Source organism: Pseudomonas sp. Irchel s3f7, assembly GCF_900187615.1.
In the GTDB taxonomy this organism is placed as follows: domain Bacteria; phylum Pseudomonadota; class Gammaproteobacteria; order Pseudomonadales; family Pseudomonadaceae; genus Aquipseudomonas.
The window spans coordinates 135,515-158,748 of the sequence record NZ_FYDO01000002.1 but is presented as its reverse complement, the minus strand read 5'-3'; the positions used below and the strand labels follow the sequence as shown (position 1 = coordinate 158,748).

At 60.0% G+C, this 23,234-nt stretch carries 19 protein-coding genes and 2 pseudogenes; 13 read left to right on the top strand and 8 right to left on the bottom strand.

Annotated features, from left to right (window positions below):
* Nucleotides 1–188 precede the first annotated feature (188 nt).
* On the bottom strand, nucleotides 189–1,703 hold the full coding sequence (locus tag CKW19_RS02275) for an AhpA/YtjB family protein (RefSeq protein ID WP_095056386.1): 1,515 nt from the start codon (nucleotides 1,701–1,703) through the stop codon (nucleotides 189–191).
* A 134-nt stretch (nucleotides 1,704–1,837) separates the two neighbouring features.
* Between CKW19_RS02275 and serB the strand changes: the two genes are divergently transcribed.
* A complete protein-coding gene (serB, locus tag CKW19_RS02270; RefSeq protein WP_095056385.1) occupies nucleotides 1,838–3,052 on the top strand; it encodes a phosphoserine phosphatase SerB in 1,215 nt (404 codons plus the stop codon).
* A 95-nt stretch (nucleotides 3,053–3,147) separates the two neighbouring features.
* Here the strand turns inward: serB and asd are convergent, their stop codons facing one another.
* The 3 genes from asd to CKW19_RS02255 are packed head-to-tail and all read right to left on the bottom strand — an operon-like array spanning nucleotide 3,148 to nucleotide 6,422.
* The gene (gene asd, locus CKW19_RS02265) at nucleotides 3,148–4,008 is read right to left on the bottom strand and encodes an archaetidylserine decarboxylase (protein ID WP_095056384.1); all 861 of its coding nucleotides are present in this window, start codon (nucleotides 4,006–4,008) and stop codon (nucleotides 3,148–3,150) included.
* A gap of 18 nt (nucleotides 4,009–4,026) precedes the next feature.
* Nucleotides 4,027–4,842, bottom strand: coding sequence for a rhodanese-like domain-containing protein (locus CKW19_RS02260; protein ID WP_095056383.1), 816 nt, complete (start codon nucleotides 4,840–4,842; stop codon nucleotides 4,027–4,029).
* Between the two features lie 41 nt (nucleotides 4,843–4,883).
* The gene (locus CKW19_RS02255) at nucleotides 4,884–6,422 is read right to left on the bottom strand and encodes an HDOD domain-containing protein (protein ID WP_095056382.1); all 1,539 of its coding nucleotides are present in this window, start codon (nucleotides 6,420–6,422) and stop codon (nucleotides 4,884–4,886) included.
* Nucleotides 6,423–6,587: 165 nt separating this feature from the next.
* Between CKW19_RS02255 and motA the strand changes: the two genes are divergently transcribed.
* Entirely contained in the window at nucleotides 6,588–7,439 is an 852-nt protein-coding gene (gene motA, locus CKW19_RS02250) for a flagellar motor stator protein MotA (protein WP_095056381.1), read from the top strand.
* 162 nt (nucleotides 7,440–7,601) lie between these two features.
* Nucleotides 7,602–8,630, top strand: coding sequence for a flagellar motor protein MotB (motB, locus tag CKW19_RS02240; RefSeq protein WP_095056380.1), 1,029 nt, complete (start codon nucleotides 7,602–7,604; stop codon nucleotides 8,628–8,630).
* Between the two features lie 219 nt (nucleotides 8,631–8,849).
* On the opposite strand, the gene CKW19_RS02230 is transcribed toward motB, so the two are convergent.
* The 3 genes and pseudogenes from CKW19_RS02230 to rsgA all read right to left on the bottom strand — a co-directional run bounded on the left by CKW19_RS02230 (nucleotide 8,850) and on the right by rsgA (nucleotide 11,136).
* The gene (locus CKW19_RS02230; RefSeq protein ID WP_095056378.1) at nucleotides 8,850–9,341 is read right to left on the bottom strand and encodes a toll/interleukin-1 receptor domain-containing protein; all 492 of its coding nucleotides are present in this window, start codon (nucleotides 9,339–9,341) and stop codon (nucleotides 8,850–8,852) included.
* A pseudogene (locus CKW19_RS02225) lies at nucleotides 9,341–9,862 on the bottom strand (caspase family protein); the annotation flags it as partial. The gene CKW19_RS02230 and the pseudogene CKW19_RS02225, both read right to left, overlap by 1 nt.
* 242 nt (nucleotides 9,863–10,104) lie before the next feature.
* Entirely contained in the window at nucleotides 10,105–11,136 is a 1,032-nt protein-coding gene (rsgA, locus tag CKW19_RS02220; protein WP_095056377.1) for a small ribosomal subunit biogenesis GTPase RsgA, read from the bottom strand.
* A 107-nt stretch (nucleotides 11,137–11,243) separates the two neighbouring features.
* Here rsgA and orn point away from each other — a divergent pair, with 107 nt between their 5' ends.
* The 5 genes and pseudogenes from orn (at nucleotide 11,244) to CKW19_RS02205 (ending at nucleotide 15,715) form a co-directional block, all read left to right on the top strand.
* Complete coding sequence (orn, locus tag CKW19_RS02215; protein WP_095056376.1) at nucleotides 11,244–11,786, top strand: oligoribonuclease; 543 nt, start codon at nucleotides 11,244–11,246, stop codon at nucleotides 11,784–11,786.
* Nucleotides 11,787–11,940: 154 nt separating this feature from the next.
* Nucleotides 11,941–12,552: a trimeric intracellular cation channel family protein gene (locus tag CKW19_RS02210; RefSeq protein ID WP_095056375.1), complete on the top strand. Its 612-nt coding sequence runs from the start codon at nucleotides 11,941–11,943 to the stop codon at nucleotides 12,550–12,552.
* A 110-nt stretch (nucleotides 12,553–12,662) separates the two neighbouring features.
* The gene (locus CKW19_RS28970; RefSeq protein WP_256580286.1) at nucleotides 12,663–14,744 is read left to right on the top strand and encodes a dermonecrotic toxin domain-containing protein; all 2,082 of its coding nucleotides are present in this window, start codon (nucleotides 12,663–12,665) and stop codon (nucleotides 14,742–14,744) included.
* A gap of 5 nt (nucleotides 14,745–14,749) precedes the next feature.
* A pseudogene (locus tag CKW19_RS28965) lies at nucleotides 14,750–14,842 on the top strand (hypothetical protein); the annotation flags it as partial.
* Complete coding sequence (locus tag CKW19_RS02205) at nucleotides 14,843–15,715, top strand: hypothetical protein (RefSeq protein ID WP_256580290.1); 873 nt, start codon at nucleotides 14,843–14,845, stop codon at nucleotides 15,713–15,715.
* A 33-nt stretch (nucleotides 15,716–15,748) separates the two neighbouring features.
* On the opposite strand, the gene queG is transcribed toward CKW19_RS02205, so the two are convergent.
* On the bottom strand, nucleotides 15,749–16,819 hold the full coding sequence (gene queG, locus CKW19_RS02200) for a tRNA epoxyqueuosine(34) reductase QueG (RefSeq protein WP_095056512.1): 1,071 nt from the start codon (nucleotides 16,817–16,819) through the stop codon (nucleotides 15,749–15,751).
* A 63-nt stretch (nucleotides 16,820–16,882) separates the two neighbouring features.
* Here queG and CKW19_RS02195 point away from each other — a divergent pair, with 63 nt between their 5' ends.
* From CKW19_RS02195 to miaA, 5 genes are read left to right on the top strand one after another with little or no spacing between them, the layout of a single operon-like run.
* Nucleotides 16,883–18,382: an NAD(P)H-hydrate dehydratase gene (locus CKW19_RS02195; RefSeq protein WP_095056373.1), complete on the top strand. Its 1,500-nt coding sequence runs from the start codon at nucleotides 16,883–16,885 to the stop codon at nucleotides 18,380–18,382.
* Nucleotides 18,370–18,840: a tRNA (adenosine(37)-N6)-threonylcarbamoyltransferase complex ATPase subunit type 1 TsaE gene (tsaE, locus tag CKW19_RS02190; RefSeq protein ID WP_095056372.1), complete on the top strand. Its 471-nt coding sequence runs from the start codon at nucleotides 18,370–18,372 to the stop codon at nucleotides 18,838–18,840. Before CKW19_RS02195 ends, tsaE begins: the two co-directional genes overlap by 13 nt.
* Before the next feature lie 48 nt (nucleotides 18,841–18,888).
* Nucleotides 18,889–20,271, top strand: coding sequence for an N-acetylmuramoyl-L-alanine amidase (locus CKW19_RS02185; protein ID WP_371856323.1), 1,383 nt, complete (start codon nucleotides 18,889–18,891; stop codon nucleotides 20,269–20,271).
* Nucleotides 20,268–22,178 carry a DNA mismatch repair endonuclease MutL gene (gene mutL, locus CKW19_RS02180; RefSeq protein ID WP_095056370.1) on the top strand — a complete coding sequence of 637 codons (1,911 nt, stop codon included), beginning with the start codon at nucleotides 20,268–20,270 and terminating at the stop codon, nucleotides 22,176–22,178. The genes CKW19_RS02185 and mutL overlap by 4 nt, the downstream gene beginning before the upstream one ends.
* Nucleotides 22,178–23,149 (top strand): tRNA (adenosine(37)-N6)-dimethylallyltransferase MiaA, encoded by a 972-nt coding sequence (gene miaA / locus CKW19_RS02175; RefSeq protein ID WP_095056369.1) that lies wholly within the window; start codon nucleotides 22,178–22,180, stop codon nucleotides 23,147–23,149. Before mutL ends, miaA begins: the two co-directional genes overlap by 1 nt.
* The last annotated feature ends 85 nt before the right edge of the window (nucleotides 23,150–23,234 follow it).

Below are 23,234 nucleotides of genomic sequence, written 5' to 3'. Positions count from 1 at the left end.
GGAGCGTTCTAGTGCCTGTCCTGGCCTCATCGCTGACAAGCCAGCTCCTACGAGGAATGCGTACACCTGCAGGAGCTGGCTTGCCAGCGATGAGGCCGGCACAGGCAACAAAAAGCCCGCAGACGATCGCTCATCTGCGGGCTTCAATGTTTAAAGGCTAAATCGCAGCCTTCGGCAGCTCCTGCGGCTTACGCCCGACGCTCATGCATCCGCGCCAGTTGCCGCTCCAGCATCGACGGGTAAGGCTCCATCAAGCGCTCCACGCAGCAAGCGCCTTCAGGGCTGGCAATCGGGCGGATCCGTGCACGCTGGCGGATCAGCGCGTCATCACTGATCTTGCGCTCAACCAGCAACAGGTTGCGGCTGTGCTGAGACAGGGCCAGTGCATCCTGAGCGGGGTCAGTCAGCAGCAGGTCGATCTGACTCAGGCCGAACAGTTCGTCGCCGAGGGTCAAACCCAATTGCAATTGCAGGGTGATGCCGCTGTCGGCGACTTCGATCTGCAACTGATGGCCCAGTGCTCGCAATAGTTCGCCGCAGCAGATCGCGTTGGTCAGGTAGTCGTCGCCGCTGTCTTCGGTGTGGAACAGCATCAAGGTGCTGCCGTCGTTCAAGGTCTGCACTTCGCCTTGATACAGCGAAGCGGCCTGGTCCAGGCAATCACGGTAGCGTTTGAGCAGTTCTTCCAGTCGAGTGCGCGGCAAGCGTCGCAGTTGTTCCTGGGAGCCCAGTTGCACGGCCAGTACGGCGCTGTGCTGCGGCACGTTGGATACCACGGGTTTGGCGACAGGTTTTGCTGCGCTGTCTGGCGAATCATCGAGCAAGTCGGCAAAGGCATCGTCGTCATCGTCTTCAGCGGTGCTGACAACGCGTCGTGGCGCAGCCTTCATCGCGGCCATCGGACGGCTTTCATCGAAGCTCGGATCGCGCAGGTTACGCACTTCGAACTCGGGCTCGGCATCGTCGTAATCGCTGTCATCAAGCTCGGGTTCAGGTTCCGGCTCGGCGGGTTCCGGTGCGAAACTGGCGTGCAGCTGGCGCGCCAGGTCACCGATCTCATCATTACGTTCGGTGGCCGGGGTGTGTTCATCGATATTGCGCAGCCATACCCGCAGTTGCAGCAGTGGCGTGGAGAGGTAGCGGCCCATGCGCAGGCTCAAGGCCAGGGACAAGGCCAGCAGGATCGCGCTCAGAATGCCCATGCTTTGCAGGCTGATGGTCATCGGCTGCTGGAACTGATCCATGTCCAGGCTGATGCGCAGTTGCCCGGCGGTCACGTCCTGGAAGGTGATCTTGCTCTGGTAGATGCCCTCGGCTTCGCCCAGCAGGCCATGTTTTGGACGCTGACCGGCTTCGGCGAGGATGCGGTTATCCATGCTGTAGATGGCAGCGTGGGCCACCAGCTTGTTCTTGGTCAGGTTGTTGAGCAGCACGTTGAGGCTGAGGATGTCATTGGACACCAACAGCTCGGTGGCCGAGGTGGCCGTCTGCGTCGTCAGGCTTTCGCCCAGCGCATCCGCCTGCTCGTGCATGGCCTGCTTGAACTGCAAACCCATCACACCGGCATAGATGACCAGGGCCAGGGCGACCAGGATCACGTTATGGCTGGCAATGCGTAATGCAATCGGTACACGGCGATGGCGCAGTGCCCGGAAGATCAGCAGAAAGAAGTTATCGGTTTTTACTGGCGTAGGCCGGTTCACTTGAGCTCGGCTCTTTGTCCGTGAAGTTGACGCGCAGTATAGCGACAGGCCCTAGGCCGTCAAAGCGCTCACGGTGCCCGATGGTCACTGAAAGTGGGTAGAATGCGGTTTTTTTCCACCTGCGGGGGTGCGCCTTGCGCGAAATCGTCCTGATAAACATCACGGGAGTCGACCGTCCGGGTCTGACTGCGGCCATTACCGGCGTTCTGGCCCAGGGTGGTGTGAACATTCTCGACATCGGTCAGGCGGTGATCCACGACACCTTGTCGTTCGGCATCCTGGTCGAAATTCCCGACACCGAACAAGGCAAGTCCGTGCTCAAGGACATCCTGTTCAAAGGCTATGAGCTCGACCAACAGGTGCGTTTCACGCCGGTGTCCGAAGAGGATTACCAGCAGTGGGTCGGCAATCAGGGCAAAAAACGCCACATCGTGACCCTGTTGACCCGCAAGGTAACGGCCGGTCAGTTGCAGGCCGTGAGTTCGATCACCGCCAAATATGGCCTGAACATCGACCACATCGATCGTCTGTCCGGGCGCATGCCGCTGGACACGCCGGCCGACAAGGGCAAGGGCTGCATCGAGTTTTCCGTGCGTGGCGAAGCGGCTGACCCCCAGGCGTTGCGGGCCGAATTCCTCAGCGTTGCTCAAGAATTGAACGTCGACATCGCCTTCCAGGAGGATTCGCTGTTCCGTCGTAACCGTCGTCTGGCGGTGTTCGACATGGATTCGACCCTGATCGAAGCCGAAGTCATCGATGAACTGGCCAAAGCGGCAGGTGTCGGCGACAAGGTCTCGGAAATCACCGAACGGGCGATGGCCGGTGAACTGGACTTCCGCGCCAGCTTCAAAGAGCGCCTGGCCTTGCTCAAAGGGCTGGACGTCAATGTGCTCGACTCTATCGGTGCCTCGTTGCGCCTGACCGAAGGTGCCGAAACCCTGTTCGCCGAACTCAAGCGCCTGGGTTACAAAACAGCGATCTTGTCGGGCGGCTTCACCTACTTCGCCAAGCAATTGCAGGCCAAGCTGGGGATCGACTATGTGTTCGCCAACGAACTGGAAGTGGTCGACGGCAAAGTCACCGGTGTCGCCATTGAGCCGATTGTCGATGCGCAGCGTAAAGCTGATTTGCTGAAAGAACTGGCACACAAGGAAGGGTTGCGTCTGGAGCAGACCATTGCGGTCGGTGACGGTGCGAACGATCTGCCGATGCTGGCGATTGCCGGGTTGGGTGTGGCGTTCCGTGCCAAGCCGCTGGTCAAGCAGTCGGCGAAACAGGCGATCTCCACCCTTGGGCTGGATGGCGTGCTGTATCTGCTGGGCTTCCGCGATCGCGACGGCCAGCTGTAACACGTAAATCCACTGTAGGAGCCGGCTTGCTGGCGATGGCGTCCTCAATGGCCCCATCGCCAGCAAGCCGGCTCCTACAGGTTTAGCGCATGGGTTTATGCTTTTGGCGAGCCCATGCCTTGGCCCATCTGCACCGCAGTGCCAGCGGTCATGTCTTCAGCCCACTTCACTTGATCCGGCCCGAACAGTACGACAGCGGTCGAACCCAACTTGAAACGACCCAGCTCTGCACCCTTTTCCAAATGGATCGGCGCGCGGGCGGCTTCGTCGTAGCGGAAGGTTTTCAGCTCGCGCTTCGGCGGCGTCACCAGGCCGGCCCACACGGTTTCGATCGAGGCAACGATCATCGCACCCACCAGCACCACGGCCATCGGCCCGCGCTCGGTGTCGAAAATGCACGCCACGCGCTCGTTGCGGGCGAACAGTTCCGGGACGTTTTCAGCCGTGGTCTGGTTGACCGAGAACAGGCGGCCAGGGATGTAGACCATCTCGCGCAGGGTGCCGGCCAGCGGCATGTGCACGCGATGGTAGTCCTTCGGCGACAGGTAGATAGTCGCGAAATCACCGCCCATGAACGGCGCAGCATTGGCGGTATCGCCACCCAGCAGTTCCAGCACGCTGAAGCTGTGGCCCTTGGCCTGGAACACGCGACCGTGTTCGATCGGGCCCAGTTGGCTGATGGCGCCATCGGCCGGGCTGAGGATTGCGCCCGGTGTTTCGTCCAGTGGGCGCGCACCGTCTTTCAAGGCACGGGTGAAAAACGCATTGAAGTGCTCGTAGGCAGTCAGGTCTTCGACCAGTGCCTGGGACATGTCCACCTGATAACGCTTGGCGAACCATGCAGTGAAGGCATTTTTGAACCAGCGCACGCGGCATTCGGCGATGCAGCCGGCCAGTCGCGAGAGCAAGTTGTGGGGCAGCAGGTACTGGCTGAGGATAAACAGACGCTTGTTCATTAACGGTCCTTAAAAATCTTAAATTTCTACCGGGGTGTCGGGGTGGTTGCCCCATTCGCCCCAAGAGCCGGCGTAGCCCTTGACCCGCGGATAACCGAGAGCCTTGGCCACCAGATAGGTGAAGCCAGAACGGTGGTGAGTCTGGCAGTGGGTAATCACTTCTTTGTCTTTGCTGATCCCGAGCTGTTCGAGAATCTGCGGCATGTCGGTGCGGATGCGCAGTTGGCGTGCCTGATCCATGCCGGCGGTCCATTCGAAATTGACCGCGCCGGGGATGTGCCCGCCCTTTGCTGCGAGGACTTTCTCGCCGGAATACTCCAGCGGCCCGCGTGCGTCCCAGATCGCCAGGTCGGTGGCGCCGAGTCGGCTTTGCAGGTATTCGCGGGTAGCGGTGGGTTCGTCGTGCAGGGTCAATGCAACCTGACCGCCAACGGGTGCCGGGACCTGGATCGACATAGGCAAACCTTCTGCCAGCCAGGCAGTCAGGCCACCGTCGACATAGTGGTATTTGCTGTGGCCGATGACATCCAGCAGCCAGATAAACCGCCCGGCCCAACCGCCGCCTTCGTCGTCATAAACAACGTAGACCGCATCGCGATTGTGCCCCAGCTCACCAAACAGGGCTTCCAGCGCCGCGTGCGGCGGCATCAGGCCCGGCGCGGGTGGCTGGCCGAGTTGCGTACGCTTGGGGTCGACAAAGCGCGCACCGGGAATATGCCCTTCGGTGTAGCGCGCACTGCTGGTCAGGTCCACCAGGATCAGTTCGCGGGAGTCGAGGCGAGGGAGCAAGTCGCTCGGTTCGATCACCAGCGGCAAGCCAGAGAAGTCAGACATGTGAGGTCTCCAGAGCACAAAAGGGAGGATTGTAACGCAGCTTATTGGCCACGGTGGCTAAAGCTGTGCAGCGCTTTTTCAATGCATTGCGCGGTTTTGCCGAAGGCCTGGACGGTGGTTTCCGAAAACGGCCCGCCACCCTGGTCTGCCACGACAATCATGATCACCCGACCATTATTGACCAGCGAACGCAGCAGCAAGTGTTCACCGCCGAAATGCGCGCGCAGGTTGCTGGGCAATAAGGCTGAAAATTGTGCATTGTTGACCGGTGTCAGGCGCACTTGGGCCTGCTGTGCGAGCAATCGTTGCAGCAGGTTGCTCTGACTGACCACAAAATTCAGTCCGGCCGCTTCTTTTGGTAAGCCTGCCGTCTGATGGACCCGTAAATTGGCGTGGGTGCGGTCGGCCATCAGGATCATCACCCGACGCATGCCGCAAGCCTGCAGGGCGTCCCGTGCGGCGATGGTCAGGTGCATGGCATTGGTAAAGCGACTGGGCTCGACCAGCAGTTCGGCGCATTGTTTGCGCCACTTTGCCAGGTCTTCGGCGCTGGGTGCCGCCGCCGGCAGCAAACCGGCGTGGACACGGTTCGTGCCCCACGGCCAGATCAGCGATTCGGCGGGATGCCAGAGGTCGGGCATCGAGTGATGGCGGGCGCTGTTGGCGGCCTGTTGGTGCAGCTGCTGCTGAACCTCGTCCATCGGCATCTGCAGGTAGAGACTGGTCAGGTATTGCCAGCGTTCACTGTGCGGGCTGTCCCAGGCGTGTTGCGCCGACAGCGCCAGACCATTGGCCAGCAATACGGTGTTGGCCGGCTGATTGAGCCAGCGGCGCAGGGTCGGATCGTCATCGAGGCGGTTTTGCTGGCGCAGTGGATGCTCACTGTCACGGGCGATACGCAGGACTTTCACCAGCTCCCGCTGCTCGGTCAGCAACAGCCGATAGCCCTGCTGGACCCAGATCGGCAGGCGCCAGACTTCGACCAGCGCCTGGCCGATTTCCAGCAGGCGCACGCCAAACAATTGCTTCTCGACGACGGGCGCCGACTCACCTTTGTGGATGACCCGCAGCTCCCATTCCTCAAGCAACTTAGGATGCGTCAGCGCCAAGGGCCACAGCGGTGACAGAAACAGCAGGCTGCCCCAATGAATGTCCTGCCACAGCCGCGCCAAGCGACTGGCAAATAAACCGTTGGCCTGTTGCGTGGCGTGCTGGCTGATCATCTGCACCTGACGCAAGGCCTTCGGGATCTCGGATGACGGCAGAGTGGGCAGGCGTTCGAGCAGTTCTTCGGTGCGTTTCAAACCGAGGCGGTTGATGGCGACTTCGAGGTTTTCTGCCGGCTCGGTCATGCTGCCATGGGTATGCCGGTTGGCTTCGCGAATCACGCTCAGGGCCAGGGCCGGGCTGTCCTGCATCAGGTCGGCAATGTCACGCAGCGAACGGCGATCATCGTTGATGGCCCTGCACACAAGGTCATGGCTGGCTTGCGGAACGGGCAGGCGCACACCATCGAGAAGCTTGACCCAGCCTTCAAGTGTCGTCGGTTTTGGTGTTGGAACGTTCGTTTCGTTAGCCATGATTGAAGGCGATCATCGTCAACATTCCCTAAGCCCGGAGTGGGTCAAATTGGCTTTTCGCCTGAACTGGCTATAGTCTGGCGCAGTTTTGCCGATAAGTAGAAGAAGAGATTTTTTAACTTCCGAATATGACCTTGAACCCGACTCAGTAAGTATCTCCTACCTATGGCTAAAATTATCGGCATCATCGTCGTATTCGCGAGCGTGCTCGGCGGATACGTGCTCTCCCACGGCAAGATTGCCGCCCTGATTCAGCCTTTCGAGGTCATGATTATCGGCGGTGCAGCCCTCGGCGCATTTCTGCAAGCCAACCCCGGCTACATGACGATGCACGTGCTCAAGAAGTCCCTGAGCATGTTCAGTTCGCGTTTCACCCACGCCTTCTATCTTGAAGTGCTGGGCCTGATCTACGAGATCCTCAACAAGAGTCGCCGCGAAGGCATGATGGCCATCGAGGGCGACATCGAAGATGCCGCCGCGAGCCCGATCTTCGCCAAGTACCCAACGGTCCTCAAGGACGAGCGCATGACCGCGTTCATCTGCGATTACCTGCGCATCATGTCCTCCGGCAACATGGCGCCCCATGAGCTGGAAGGCCTGTTCGACATGGAGTTGTACAGCCTCAAGGAAGACCTGGAGCACCCGTCCCATGCGGTGAACGGCATCGCCGACGCCATGCCTGGTTTCGGTATCGTTGCGGCGGTACTGGGTATCGTGGTGACCATGGCTTCGCTGGGCGAAGGCGACCAGAAATCCATCGGCCTGCACGTGGGTGCGGCCCTGGTCGGTACCTTCTTCGGTATTCTCGCCGCCTACGGTTTCTTCGGTCCGCTGGCCCATTCCCTGGCCCACGATGCCAAGGAAGAACTGAACGTCTACGAAGCCATCAAGGCCTCGCTGGTGGCTTCGGCTTCCGGCATGCCGCCATCGCTGGCCGTGGAATTCGGGCGCAAGGTGCTGTACCCGGCGCACCGTCCAAGCTTCGCCGAGCTGGAACAAGCGGTTCGCGGTCGATAGTGCTTTGTTTCGCAAATACGTTCCTTTTTTGGCGAGTGACTGTTGTTGCCAGACAAGGCGCCGCGACGAGTCATAGCCCGCTATGGCGAGGAGCGGCAACGCCGTATGGCGACAACAGGCACCGTCAAAAAGGAACAGTATTTGTGAGACAGAGCACTCTGTATGGAAAATAATCAGCCGATAATCATCAAGCGCGTCAAGCGCATCGCCGGCGGGCATCACGGGGGCGCCTGGAAAATCGCCTTCGCCGACTTTGCCACGGCGATGATGGCGTTCTTCCTGGTGTTGTGGCTGCTGTCCACCGCCACGCCGGAACAGAAGATCGCCATCGCCGGTTATTTCAAGGACCCGATCGGCTTTTCCGAAAGCGGCACGCCGTACATCATCGACCTGGGGGGCTCGCCGACCCTGGCGCCGGAAAACACCCTCAACCCCGAGGTGAAGTCCCAACCTCAGCCGGACAAAGTCACCGTCGACGCCGAACAGGTCGAAGGCATGGCCGAAATGGTCGAGAGGGAGCGCCTCGAATTGTTGCTGCAAGAGTTGCAGAACAAGGTCGAAGAGAATCCTCAGCTGCAGAAATTCAAGGACCAGATCCTGTTCGAGATCACCCAGGACGGCCTGCGTATCCAGATCATGGATGCGGAAAACCGCCCGATGTTCGACTCTGGCTCCGCTCGCTTGAAACCGTATTTCGAAGACATCCTGCTGGCCATGGCCGACACCATCAAAGCGGTGCCGAACAAAATCAGTATCAGCGGTCACACCGATGCCAAGCCGTACACCGGGACCGGTGATTTCGGTAACTGGGAACTGTCGGCCAACCGCGCCAACGCCGCACGCCGTGCGCTGGTCGCGGGCAGTTATCCGGATGCGCAGGTGGCGCGGGTGGTCGGTTATGCCTCGTCGGCGTTGTTTGACCGCGAGAATCCGTTCAACCCGGTCAACCGCCGAATCGACATCGTGGTGCTGACCAAGAAAGCCCAGCGTGCCATCGAAGGCTCGCAAGGGACGGAACCGGCACCCAAGGCGCCGCAAGGTTCGGCTGCCCCAGGCGCAGCGCCGGCCACGCCCGTCGACCCGAACGCGTTGCCCGCGGACAAGCAGCCGTTACCGGCTCATGAAGTGCGAGAGCGTCTGAACCTGTTTGATGATCCGGCACCGAAGCCGGGTGAACCGCCCAAGCAGTAGTCCACAAAAGCCGACAGCGATGTCGGCTTTTTTGTGCGTTTTGTCCTGGTTTGGAGGTCGCTTCATTGTAGGAGCCGGCTTGCTGGCGATGGATTCAAGTGCGCCGAGTGAATTCAGGCAACACGCGTTACCGTTAACGACCATCGCCAGCAAGCCGGCTCCTACAATGTTGGGCGAGAGTAAATCCAGCCTTTCAAGGCAAGAGGATGGACCTGCACGTCAGAAGCCACGAATAATTCTGGACTTGAGATCCGTATGGAATCGATCGGCATTCGTCCTGTTGACGCTATGCACCGACTCACTGCCGGTCATCGATTCCAGTGACATCGAGCGCTTGAGCATCGACTCGTTGCGATAGGCATCGATGAAGAACTCGATGTCCCGGTCGCTGGTCAGCTTCGGCCATTTGTCCAGGTACAGCGGCAGCTCTGTCGGGCCGGTCTTGAACGAGCAGATGCGTCGGTTGGTGATGGTCGCCTCGCCGATTTCGAACGGCACCCACCAGGACCGTGCCGTTTGCTCCGACACCACCGCCAGCAGATGTGTGCACTCCCTGATGTTGCGGGTGATTACGCCGGTGATGTCGTCGGTGGTTTGGGATTCGGCATCCAGTACGTCGAGGTAGGTCTTGATGTTGGCCTGCATCAGGCGCGTGTTGATGTTGATCGCGTAGGCGCGGTCCATGTGGCGGTAGCTGATAAACACTGGCATCAGAAATGTCCCTTGATGGCGAGTTCGCGGTAATAGGCACCGAGCGCGGTGAGGCGGCAGCCGGTGGAGTGGATGGCGGCGTAGTACATGTGTTCGGCATCCACCGGTTCGACGAGGCTGTGGCGGTTGCACTTTTGCAGTTGGGAGAAGACTTCGCCGTGCTCCGGATTGAATTCGGGCTCGGTGGGTTCGAAGCTGGGGGCGAGGGGGTAAATCGACTCCGCTTCGGCAAACCATTCGGGGAGTTTGCGCAGGATTTCCTTGGGGATAAGCGGTGACACTTCGCGAAGGGAGATGAACTGCGAGACGTTGGTCTTGAACACCGGGCGCTGCTCCCAGGCATCGAGGGCGTTGTCGACGAATGCATAGAGGCTGCCGGGCGTGATCTTGCCCAGAATATTCGCCGCGCCGCCGTGCAAGGCCTGGAGCAGCAATCCGGTGAACACGCCGTGGTGCGCGCCCTCCATGGCCGGTTCATCCTTCTTGCAGGCCGTCAGAATCGTCATGCCTTCGCCCACCACGAGTGGCTGTTGGACAAATGACAGGTTTGCATGGGTGACCCTCGATGTCGCAGGCGTGCGAAGAGGGTTTGAACTTAGGCAATTTGACGACAGCCACAAGGGACTGGGACTTAAAGAGAAATGCCCTACAAGGGGGTGTGCAGGCGCCTACAGAAAGGTCTGACGTTCCAGTGGAGAGGGGAGGTTGCAGCAGAACCGCCGACCCACTGCCCGGTTAGGTTCCGGGCGGTGGGTGCAGCTGTTTAGTAGCCGTTTTCCGGCAGGCTGGCGATGATCGAGCGGTAGCTGTTCATCCGTTGTTGCTGAACGCGGCCATCTTCCAGGGCCTTGAGCAGGGCGCAACCGGGTTCGCGGTCGTGCTTGCAGTCGCGGAAGCGGCAGGTGCCGAGCAGGTCGTTGAACTCGATGAAGCCGGCCTCGACATCGGCGCGGCTGACGTGGCCCAGGCCGAATTCGCGGATACCCGGGGAGTCGATCAGCTCACCGCCACCGGGGAAGTGGAACAGGCGCGCGGTCGTCGTGGTGTGAGTGCCCTGGCCGGACAGCTCGGACAACGGACCGACGCGGGTTTCGACTTCCGGCAGCAGGCTGTTGACCAGCGACGACTTGCCGACGCCGGACTGACCGACGAACACGCTGATGCGACCGTCCAATTGCTTCTGCAATTGCTCCATGCCGTTGCCGTGGTGGGCCGACACTTCGAGCACCGGGTAACCCAGCGTGCGGTAAACCGCGAGCAAGGCATTCAGCGCTGGCGCGTTGTTTTCATCGATCAGGTCGAATTTGTTCAGCAGCAACAGCGGCTTGATGCCTGCGTGCTCGGCAGCCACGAGGTAGCGGTCGATCAGGTTGGCATGGGGCTCGGGCAGCGGCGCGAAGACAATGACGATCATGTCGACGTTGGCCGCCACCGGCTTGAGCTGACCACGGCTGTCCGGGCGACACAGCTCGGTGTTACGCGGTAATTGCGCCACGATCACGCCGATGCCCTGGTTGCCGGCACGCCAGACCACCTGGTCACCGGTCACCAGTGCCGGGAGGTTGGCACGCAGGTGACAACGGAACACATGGCCGGCCAGCTCACCGTCGCGAGCCTCGACTTCGACCTGCACACCGAAGTGCGCGATCACCAGACCGTGCTGTTCCGGGCCCAGATCGCCGCCCTCAAGCGCCTCGACAGCCGAGGACTCGCGTTTGGCGGCGCGGGCAGCGCGTTCGCCCTGAATCTTTTCGATGCGCCAGTTTTGACGACGATTGAGTTGGCGTTTGGCCATGGGTGTTCCGTATAAAGAATGCAGCGATTAGGTAAAACGGCCGCGAGTTTAGCACGCCCGGGCACTGGCCTAGGCTAAACTGCGCAGCATTGCCTAGGAGCCGACACATGCAAAATTCGCAGAATCTGATCTGGATCGACCTGGAAATGACCGGTCTGAACCCGGACACCGACGTCATCATCGAAATGGCCACTATCGTCACCGACAGTAACCTGAACACCTTGGCCGAAGGTCCTGTGATCGCCATTCACCACAGCGATGCAGTGCTGGCCACCATGGACGAGTGGAACACCCGCACTCACGGTAACTCGGGCCTGACCCAGCGAGTGCGCGACAGCCGCATCAGCATGGCCGAAGCCGAAGCGGAAACCATCGCCTTTCTGGAAAAGTGGGTGCCCAAGGGCAAGTCGCCGATCTGCGGCAACAGCATCTGCCAGGACCGTCGCTTCCTCTATACACACATGAAATCCCTGGAAAGCTACTTCCACTATCGCAACCTTGACGTGTCTACGCTCAAGGAACTGGCCGCGCGCTGGGCGCCGGACGTGCGTGACAGCTTCAAGAAGGGCAGTACCCACCTGGCGCTGGACGACATCCGCGAATCGATCGCCGAGTTGCAGCATTACCGCCAGCATTTCATCAAGTTCTAAGCCTGGAATCCGATCTGTAGGAGCCGGCTTGCTGGCGATGGCGCCATTGAGGACGCCATCGCCAGCAAGCCGGCTCCTACAAATGATGTCGCCCTCTTTTGGTGCTTGGGTGAAGTGAGTAGACTGCGCGCCTTTTCTGCAAGGACCGCCCCCCATGTTACTGATGCTCTACCTGATCGCCATTACCGCCGAAGCCATGACCGGCGCCCTGTCTGCCGGGCGTCGGGGCATGGACTGGTTTGGCGTGGTGTTGATCGCCTGCGTCACGGCGTTAGGCGGCGGTTCGGTACGCGATGTGCTGCTCGGTCACTATCCGCTGACCTGGGTCAAACACCCGGAATACCTGGTCCTGACAACCATCGCGGCGATGTTCACAGTCTTCACTGCTCGCTGGATGCGTCATCTGCGCTCACTGTTTCTGGTGCTTGATGCCGTTGGCTTGGTGGCATTCACCCTGATCGGCTGCATGACTGCCCTGGAAATGGGGCATGGCATGTTGGTCGCCTCAGTCAGCGGTGTGATCACCGGTGTGTTCGGCGGCATCTTGCGGGATATCTTCTGCAACGATATCCCGCTGATCTTCCGACGAGAGCTGTACGCCAGCGTCTCGTTCGCGGCGGCGTGGTGTTACATGCTTTGTCTTTACCTGAACTTGCCGGGTGAACAGGCGATTCTGATCACACTGTTCGGCGGCTTCCTGTTGCGCTTGCTGGCGATCCGTTTCCACTGGGAAATGCCCAAGTTTGTTTACAATGACGAGCATTAAAACTTGTCGCGTTGTCATTGTTTTCAGGGCGCGTGCGGTAGTTATGTAGTGCCTTGATGAGTAGTTGTTTTTATAAGCTGATTTTTTACTTCGGCTTATAGGCAATTCCCATGGCAATTCATGAAAAGTTCATAGAAGAAAGAATACCTGGCTGGCTGACCCACGCGTCGCCAGCCCGGCGCCAGGCGTTGCGACGTGTTGCGGTCAAGATTCCTGAATGGAGCCGAAACGCCGCTGCGGCGGCTCATGCGGAGCTGGCGCAAGCGGTCAAGGCCCGTTGGTCCTCGCAGGCGAAGGTAGATCGCTTGTTCGAGCGGTTGAGCGATGTCCGTCGGTTTGCCGACCCATTGCTTCGACAGGCGCTAAAAAACCGTTTTGGCGTTGAGGTTGATGTCAACCGAACTTACCTGCGGCTCTATCTACCCACCGGTATCGCCGTGGGCTATCAAACTAAAACCCTTTCCTTGCTTGATGCGGCCTTGCATAACTTCGAGAGCAAGGAATCGGGCGCTCACTACTTTGATAGCGCGTCCTGCTTTATCGATGAGCCCAGTACGCTTGGCCACTTCAACGTGCTGGCAATTAATGACCGCATCAGCGTCAGTGCATTTGTTTCCCTGTGCCGCGAGCTGGATATCGGCGGCCAATACGCACAGCAACTTGAAACATTGTTGCTGCCTACGGATGCCTTGGCCAAAGCGGTCTTGGCGTCCAAGGTCAAGACCAGTCAACAGGATGCATTCAGGGCCGCGGTGCTGCTTGCGCGGATGAAAGGGGATATCGGCTCTGATTGCCAGGCCTCGCTTTTGCAGTTACTCGATGACTCTGGCTCTGGGCCAACGCAGTGCTGCCAGTTGCAGATCTTTGAGGCGAGGCTGACGGGGATCATGGTGCTGGCGGGGGATTTTGAGCGTGCTTCCACGGTTATGCCGTTGGTCGTATACATCCCGGACGATCCGCAGCACCCGGTCAAGGAATATCCGTCGACGCTGGCGTTCAAGTCAGCTTTGACGGAGCGATTGCGCTCAACGGACTACCAGCGTTTTTTTGCCCGGTTTGTCGCACATGAGCATCGCGGTTCATTTTTTGCCGCCCTCGACCAGCATTTGCATGTTGTGATGTGGCATCCACCGCAACCTGGTGACCCGCGGCCTGCCTGGCGGCGTGCGCGAGTGGACAATCCCGCACTGCGATTTGATATGCACAGGATTCAGGGTGATCCGTGGCAATGGTTGTATCAGGAGAGCCTCAACAAGATTCTCAATGATGCTCGCGCCATTGCCGTGCCCACGGCGGACGCCGACCGCAAGTCGCGTTGGGCGCTGTGGGACGGCATTGTGAACGTGGCCTCTATCGTGCTGCAGGTGGCCAGTCTGGTCGCGATGCCGTTTGTGCCCTTGATGGGCGAATTGATGTTGGCCTACGCCGCGTATCAACTGCTGGACGAAACGTTTACCGGCATTCTCGATTGGGCTGAAGGACAGGTCACCGAAGCCGCCGATCATCTGCTGGCCATCGCGGAAAATCTGGCTCAACTGGCGACCTTCGGAGCGGCGGGAGCTGTGGCGGGGAAAATGCTGGCGATCAAACCTTCAGGATTTGTCGAAGGGCTCAAACCGGTGGCGCTTCATGATGGCCGCACACGGTTGTGGAATCCGGATTTACAACCTTACGAAGCACCCCTCTCGCCACCTTCGGAAGGTGCACAGGACGCATTGGGTCTTCGGCTCCACGCCGGCAAGACTGTCCTCACGCTTGAAAATCGCACCTACGAAGTAGCTGCCAATCCTGAAAGCGGCGCCTACCACGTACGCCACCCGAAACGGCCGAACGCCTACCGACCTCGCCTGACCCACAACGGAGCCGGCGCCTGGGCGCATGAGGTCGAGCGACCAATGGAATGGCAGGGCGCGCAATTGTTCCGGCGGTTGGGCCATTCGGTCGCGGAGTTTTCCGACGAGACGGCACGCCGCATCCTCGCCGCCAGCGGTGTCGACGACGCCATGTTGCGGCATTTGCACGTTCACGCCCGGCGCCCACCGGCCTTGCTGGAAGACACGATTCGCCGGTTCAAACTCGATCAGCGCATCCAGGTTTTTCGCGAACAAATGCTCAGCCCCGATCCGGGCGTTTATGCCAAGGCCGATGTTCAACTGCAAAAACACCTGTTGCAGAACCGTTTGATCCGCTGACAGGGTTGTATCTATTGGGAAATGGATATCGCGCTTACAGTCCAGCCTTGATGCGCTTTCATAGTCCGGACAGCTTGAGTCCCTTCGGTGCCGGGGGGTTGAATCCCTACGCATATTGCCTGAGTGATCCGATCAATCGTATCGATCCCACAGGTCACTTTTCCTGGCAGAGCATTCTGGGTATTGCTCTGTCTATCGTGGGGGTAGTAGCCAGCTTTGCCACTTTCGGCGCCGCGACACCACTTGCCATTCTCGGGATTGGACTGGGTACGGTTTCTGCTTTGACCGGGATCGCCGGCATGGTTGCAACGGAGGTGATGCCATCCTCCGTCGTGGGAGAAGTGTTGGGCTGGGTCAGTGTCTGGACCGGGCTGGGCGCTTTCACCTCAGGTGGGCTCGCGGCCAGTAAGGCATTCACCCAGTGGGGGAGTAAGTTACTCACTTCTCCCCCTACCAGAGTTTCTCAATTCGGCTATCGACCTGGGGCCCTTGCTGGCGGTGGACGAAGTTCAGCAAAAAGCGCAAAGGGCGCAGGTCGGGGTTCGCAAGCACCGTCCACCTCTGCACAAGCGGCTCGGCCTGAGAGGTGGACACTGATTGATGAGATTGGTGGAAGCGATTTAACGCCGAACGGAAAACCCGGAAATGTTGCCCGTGGCAAATTTGCTGATTTCAAAAGTGGGATAGAGAGCGGTATGAGCCCCCATGAGTCGTCAAGAGCTCATTTGGGCAACAGTTACGACCCGTATCCGGGTTACAGCGGTTACAACCGGATTGTCAGTGACATCAAGGCGCAAAACCAGGCTGCCGTGAGTGCCGCGAAAAAGGCCAAGGAAGTCCCGACGCTGATTTCCGAGCCCGCTCATGTCCATGCACGCCTGGGTGGATTCGATCGCGTTTTTTTTCTGGAATACAGAACTGAAATGAGAGTGGTCATAAAGCAGATAGGAGGGCACGATCCTCAATGGTAAAAGTCGGACTGGCAGGGTGACGAGCAACAGGCGCTAAACTTCACGCAATGCATGCTGCTTCAGCGCCCACTCCACATGCTCTCTAACCACCTGCGACGGAGAGTCCCGTCGCGCCTTCAGCGCTTCCAGCACCGGAATCGTTGAAGGCGCATTTCCCAAGCCCACCGCCAGGTTGCGCAACCAGTTTTCATAACCCGTCCGGCGCAGCGGCGAACCTTCGGTGCTGCTCAGGAACTTCTCTTCATCCCACATGAACAGATCCGCCAACTGCGCGTTGTCCAGGTTGTGCCGTGGCTTGAAATCGCTTTCATCGGTCGGTCGGGCGAAACGGTTCCACGGGCAGACGATCTGGCAGTCATCGCAACCAAACACCCGGTTACCGATCAGCGGCCGCAGATCTTCGGGAATGGCACCTTTCAATTCGATGGTCAGGTAGGAAATGCAACGCCGGGCGTCGAGCACGTAAGGGCCGACGAAGGCGTTGGTCGGGCAGATGTCGAGGCACGCGCTGCAGCGACCGCAGTGTTCGGTGGTGTGGGGTGGGTCCACCGGCAGCGGTAAGTCGACGAACAGTTCGGCGAGGAAAAAATAGCTGCCGGCCTTGCGGTTCAAGACCAGGGTGTTTTTACCGATCCAGCCGAGGCCCGCCTGTTCGGCGATGGCTTTTTCCAGCACCGGCGCACTGTCAACGAAGGCGCGGTAGCCAAACGGACCGATCTGCGCCTGAATTTTTTCTGCCAATTGTTGCACGCGCTTACGGATTAGCTTGTGATAGTCGCGGCCCAGGGCATAACGCGAGACGTAGGCCTTTTCCGGTTGAGCCAGCACTTTCGCCATTTGGGTGTCGCCAGCCAGGTAGTCCATGCGCAGCGAAACCACGCGCAACGTGCCGGGCACCAGTTCTTCGGGGTGCGAGCGTTTGCTGCCGTGGGCGCCCATATAGTCCATTTCGCCGTGGTAGCCAGCGGCGAGCCAGCGCTCCAGGTGCTGCTCATGCTCGGCCAGGTCGAGGCCGCTGATGCCGACTTGCTGGAAACCCAGCTCACGGCCCCAATCCTTGATGGATTGGGCGAGGGCGGGCAGGTCTGGGGTAATTGCGGGCATGAGGCGAGAGAAACCGGAGCTGAGGTGCGTATAATTCTGCCAGACATCGGAGCCCATAGACGCATGCCGCACACTAAAGATGAATTACCCGACGCGCTGTACAGCGCTGCGCAGGTGCGAGCGCTCGATGCGAGCCTGATCGCGGCCGGTACTCCGGGCTTCGAATTGATGCAGCGTGCGGCCCGGGCGATGTGGCGGGCGCTGGTGCGCCAGTGGCCGACAGCGAGCGAACTGAGCGTGCTGACCGGTCACGGCAACAATGCCGGGGACGGCTATCTGGTGGCGGTGCTGGCTCAGCGGGCCGGGTGGTCAGTCCGGGTGCTGGCGGTCGGCGATCCACAGCGCTTGCAAGGCGATGCAGCGTTGGCCCATGCCGAGGCAGTGTCCGAAAAGGTGTCCATTGAGTCCTGGGCGGCGCAGTCCGAATTGCGTGGCATCGTGGTGGATGCACTGCTTGGCACTGGCCTGACTGGCGATGTGCGCGATCCGTACGCTTGTGCCATTGCCTCGATCAATGCCAGCGAACTGCCGGTGGCTGCGGTGGATATTCCTTCCGGGCTGTGCACCGATACGGGCCGCATTCTCGGTTGCGCAGTGCGGGCCGATCTGACGGTCACGTTCATCGGTTTGAAATTGGGGATGCTCACTGGCGATGCCGCGGATGTCGTGGGTGAGCTGGTATTCAATGACTTGCACGCCGACCCTCAGCTACTGCTGGGAACGCCGAGCAGTGCCCGGCGCCTGTCGGCCGGCAACCTGCCGCGCCTGCCTTCCCGGGCGCCGACGGCCCACAAAGGCACGTTCGGCCATGTGTTGCTGATTGGCGGTGATCGTGGTTTCGGTGGCGCGATTTTGCTGAGTGCGCAAAGTGCGCTGCGCAGCGGTGCCGGTATGGTGTCGGTGGCGACCCGTAGTGAACACGTCTCGGCTGTGTTGACCAGGATTCCCGAAACGATGGTGCTGGGCACTTCGTCGGCGAATCAGTTGATGGGATTGCTTCAAAAAGTTTCCGTATTGGTCGCCGGGCCTGGCCTGGGGCAAGCTGCCTGGGGGCGCAGTCTGCTGTCGGCGGCCGCCAACGCCCCGCTACCGCAAGTATGGGACGCCGATGCGTTGAATCTGTTGGCTGCGGAGCGTGTCAGTCTGCCCAAGGATTGCGTGATCACCCCGCATCCGGGTGAAGCCGCGCGGTTGCTCGGGACCAGCACGGCCGAAGTGCAAGCCAATCGCCCGGCGGCGGCCCATGCGCTGAGCAAAAAATATACAGCGGTCGTGATTTTGAAGGGTGCCGGCAGCCTGATCGCCCATCCCGACGGGCGGCTCGCGCTGTGTCATCAAGGCCACCCGGCCATGGCCACTGCGGGTTTGGGCGATGTGCTGGCCGGGCTGGTCGGCGCACTGTTGGCCCAAGGCATGGAAGCGTTCGACGCGGCCTGTCTGGCGGTCTGGCTGCACGCCAATGCCGGTGAGCAACAAGGTAAATCGGGCCGTGGGCTGGCGGCCAGTGATCTGATTCCAGCCATTCGTCAGTTGTTGGAGGAGCAAGCACCGTGTCTGAAGTAACCCTGTACCTGGCCGATGAACAGGCCATGAGCGACTTTGGCGCGCGTATTGCCCGTATCACCGAAGGCCACGGCCTGATCTTCCTCGAGGGCAACCTGGGGATGGGGAAAACCACGCTGTCCCGGGGCATTATTCGCGGGCTGGGGCATGTCGGGGCGGTAAAAAGTCCGACGTTTACCTTGGTGGAGCCCTACGAGATCGGCGACATTCGCGCCTTCCATTTTGATCTGTATCGACTGGTCGATCCGGAAGAGCTGGAATATCTCGGCATCCGCGACTACTTCGAGGATGATGCCTTGTGCCTGATCGAGTGGCCCGATAAGGGTGCAGGCTTTTTGCCAAAGCCCGACCTGACCATTACCATTAGCCCGCAAGACAGCGGACGTTCGCTGAAAATTTTATCCCAGGGCTCGCGTGGCGAGATCTGGTGTGCCGCTTTGGCATTGGAATCCAATTAGATGATGGGGTTAGGTATGCGCTTTCGCGCGTTGGTGGCTGCCGTAGGAATGTTGTTTTTGGCGGTGACCGTCGACGCTGTGGCCGATTCGAAGGTCAACAGCGTTCGCCTGTGGCGGGCGCCGGACAACACACGACTGGTGTTTGACCTGACCGGCCCGGTGCAGCACAGCGTCTTTACCCTGACGGCCCCGGACCGCCTGGTCATCGACATCAATGGTGCGACCCTCGGCGCGCCGCTGAACGTCAACACCTCGAACACCCCGATCACCGCCATGCGCTCGGCCCAACGCACGCCGACGGATTTGCGTGTGGTCATCGACCTGAAAAAAGCGGTCACGCCGAAAAGCTTCTCCCTGGCGCCAAATGCTCAGTACGGCAACCGACTGGTGGTCGACTTGTTCGATAATCCGGCCGATGCCGCGCCGCCTCCAGCGCCGACGCCGTCGGTCGCCACGGTGCCGGCTGTACCGGTCACGCCGACAAAACCTGAAATCAAGTTGCCGCCGGCCCCGGCAGGCAAGCGCGACATCGTTGTGGTGATCGATGCCGGTCATGGCGGTGAAGACCCGGGTGCTTCCGGCTCTCGCGGTCAGCGCGAAAAAGACGTGGTGTTGCAGATTGCTCGCGAAACGCAGCGTCAGGTCAACGGCATGAAAGGCTTCCGCGCCGAACTGACCCGTACCGGTGACTACTTCATTCCATTGCGTGGCCGAACCGAAATCGCCCGCAAGAAGGGCGCCGACCTGTTCGTCTCGATCCACGCTGACGCTGCACCTTCGGCTGCCGCGTTCGGTGCCTCGGTGTTCGCTTTGTCGGATCGTGGCGCGACTTCGGAAACTGCCCGTTGGCTGGCCGACAGTGAAAACCGTTCCGACTTGATCGGTGGTGCCGGCAACGTCAGCCTCGATGACAAAGACCGCATGCTCGCAGGCGTATTGCTCGATTTGTCGATGACGGCGTCCCTGACGTCCAGCCTGAACGTCGGCCAGAAAGTCTTGAGCAACATTGGCCGCGTCACGCCATTGCACAAACAACGCGTTGAGCAAGCCGGGTTCATGGTACTGAAATCGCCGGATATTCCGTCGATTCTCGTGGAAACCGGGTTTATCTCCAACGCCAACGAAGCGTCCAAGCTCGCAGCGTCGGGTCACCAGCAGGCGCTGGCGCGTTCCATCAGCAGCGGCGTGCGCCAGTTCTTCCAGCAGAACCCGCCACCGGGCACTTACATTGCCTGGCTGCGTGATTCCGGCAAAATCGCCCAGGGTCCTCGTGACCATCGGGTAAACCCGGGCGAGACATTGGCGATGATTGCCGTGCGTTACCAGGTTTCGCCGGCCATCTTGCGCAGCGCCAACAAACTATCGGGTGATGAACTCAAGGTGGGTCAACACTTGACCATTCCAGGCACCGAACTGGCGGCCAAAGAATGAATGAGGTGGTGAACAGCAGCGCTCGCATCGAGCTGCTCAGCCCGCGCCTGGCGAACCAGATTGCCGCGGGTGAGGTGGTTGAGCGCCCGGCTTCGGTGATCAAGGAACTGTTGGAAAACAGCCTTGACTCCGGCGCCAGACGCATCGATGTCGATGTGGAGCAGGGCGGCGTCAAGCTGCTGCGGGTTCGTGACGACGGCAGCGGCATTTCCGCCGACGACCTGCCACTGGCCTTGGCGCGTCACGCCACCAGCAAGATTCGCAACCTGGAAGACCTTGAGCAAGTCATGAGTCTGGGCTTCCGGGGAGAGGCACTGGCGTCGATCAGCTCCGTTGCGCGCCTGACCCTGACCTCCCGCACCCGCGACGCCGATCAGGCCTGGCAGGTGGAAACCGAGGGCCGTGACATGGTGCCGCGTGTGCAGCCCGCGGCCCATCCGGTGGGTACCTCGGTGGAAGTGCGCGACCTGTTCTTCAACACCCCGGCTCGGCGCAAGTTTCTCAAGACCGAAAAAACCGAATTCGATCACCTGCAAGAAGTGATCAGGCGTCTGGCCTTGGCGCGTTTCGATGTGGCGTTCCATCTACGCCACAACGGCAAGACTATCCTCAGCCTGCATGAGGCCCATGATGATGCGGCCCGTGCCCGGCGTGTGGCGGCAATCTGTGGCCCGGGTTTCCTGGAGCAGGCGCTGCCGATTGAAATCGAGCGCAACGGCTTGCACCTGTGGGGCTGGGTCGGTTTGCCGACGTTCAACCGCAGCCAGGCGGATTTGCAGTATTTCTTCGTCAACGGCCGTGCCGTGCGCGACAAACTGGTGGCCCACGCGGTACGCCAGGCTTATCGCGACGTACTGTTCAATGGTCGGCATCCGACCTTTGTGCTGTTTTTCGAGGTCGATCCGACAGGCGTCGACGTCAACGTGCACCCGACCAAGCACGAAGTGCGGTTCCGTGAGGGGCGCATGGTTCACGATTTCCTTTACGGCACCTTGCACCGTGCCTTGGGCGATGTGCGGCCGGACGATCATCTGGCAGCTCCGGTGGCAACGGCGATTGTCCGGCCCACCGGGCTTGATGCGGGCGAGTTCGGTCCTCAGGGCGAAATGCGTCTGGCAGCCAATGCGCTGCTGGAGCAGCCTCAGGCTCAGCCGTCGTTCAATGCACCGGCCGGTACCGGTGCGGGTGCCGGTTATCAATACCAATACACCCCGCGTCAGCAGTCGGCTGTTCCGGCGGCTGAAGCGCAGGCGGCGTATCGCGAGTTTTTTGCGCCGTTGCCAGAAGCCAACGCGGTCGCGCTGCCGGCAGGGCAAGACGACATCCCGCCGCTGGGTTATGCGCTGGCACAACTCAAGGGTATCTACATTCTTTCGGAAAATGCCCAGGGCCTGGTGTTGGTGGACATGCATGCCGCCCACGAGCGCATCATGTATGAACGCCTCAAGGTTGCCATGGCGAGCGAAGGCCTGAGCGGCCAGCCGCTGTTGGTGCCGGAGTCCCTGGCGGTCAGTCAGCGCGAAGCCGACTGCGCCGAGGAACACGTCGCCTGGTTCCAGCGCCTGGGCTTTGAATTACAACGACTGGGGCCGGAAACCCTGGCGATCCGGCAGATCCCTGCGCTGCTCAAGCAGGCCGAAGCCAACCGACTGGTCGCGGATGTGTTGGCTGACCTGATGGAGTACGGCACCAGCGATCGCATTCAGGCGCACATCAACGAATTGCTCGGGACCATGGCCTGCCACGGCGCGGTTCGGGCGAATCGACGCCTGGCCTTGCCGGAAATGAACGGTCTGCTGCGTGACATGGAAAACACCGAGCGCAGCGGTCAATGCAACCATGGCCGACCGACCTGGACCCAATTGGGCCTGGACGATCTGGACAAACTGTTCTTGCGCGGTCGTTGATGAGCCAGCTCCCACCTGCGATTTTCCTGATGGGCCCGACCGCCGCCGGCAAGACCGACCTGGCAATCGAACTGACCAAGGTCCTGCCTTGCGAGCTGATCAGTGTCGATTCGGCATTGGTTTACCGAGGCATGGACATCGGCACGGCCAAACCGTCCAAAGATCTGTTGGCGCAGTATCCCCATCGTTTGATCGATATTCTCGACCCGGCCGAGAGCTATTCGGCTGCGGATTTTCGCCGCGACGCCCTCGAAGCCATGGCCGAGATCACCGCACGGGGAAAAATTCCGCTGCTTGTAGGCGGCACGATGCTCTACTACAAGGCTCTGGTCGAAGGCCTGGCAGAAATGCCCGCAGCCGATCCAGAGGTCCGCGCGCAAATCGAAGAAGAGGCTGCGCGCCTTGGCTGGCAAGCCTTGCACGATCAGTTGGCGTTGATCGATCCGGTTTCCGCGGCGCGTATTCACCCGAACGATCCACAGCGTCTGAGTCGAGCGCTGGAAGTTTATCGTGTCAGCGGTCAAAGCATGACTGAGCTGCGTTTGAAACAATCTACGCAAAGTACTGAAGCAGCGGCTTCGGGGCGGCAACAATTGCCCTATACTGTCGCGAACTTGGCCATTGCTCCGGCAAATCGGCAGGTACTTCACGAGCGAATTAAACAAAGATTCACTTTAATGTTGGAACAGGGATTCATTGACGAGGTCGTAGCCCTGCGTAAGAGAAGTGACCTGCATGCCGGGTTGCCGTCTATACGTGCGGTAGGTTACCGACAAGTCTGGGACTACCTGGATGGCAAGCTGACGTCAGCCGAGATGCAGGAGCGTGGAATCATTGCCACGCGCCAGTTGGCGAAACGCCAGTTCACCTGGCTGCGCAGTTGGGCTGATTTACACTGGCTGGACAGCCTGGATTGCGACAATCTGCCGCGCGCCTTGAAATACCTTGGGACCATCTCCATATTGAAGTGAGTCCTTGCAATTGCCGTCTATCCTTGGGGGTGTGACGGCTAAAGCCATCTGATTACCTATTTTTTATATTGAATCCTTAAAGGAG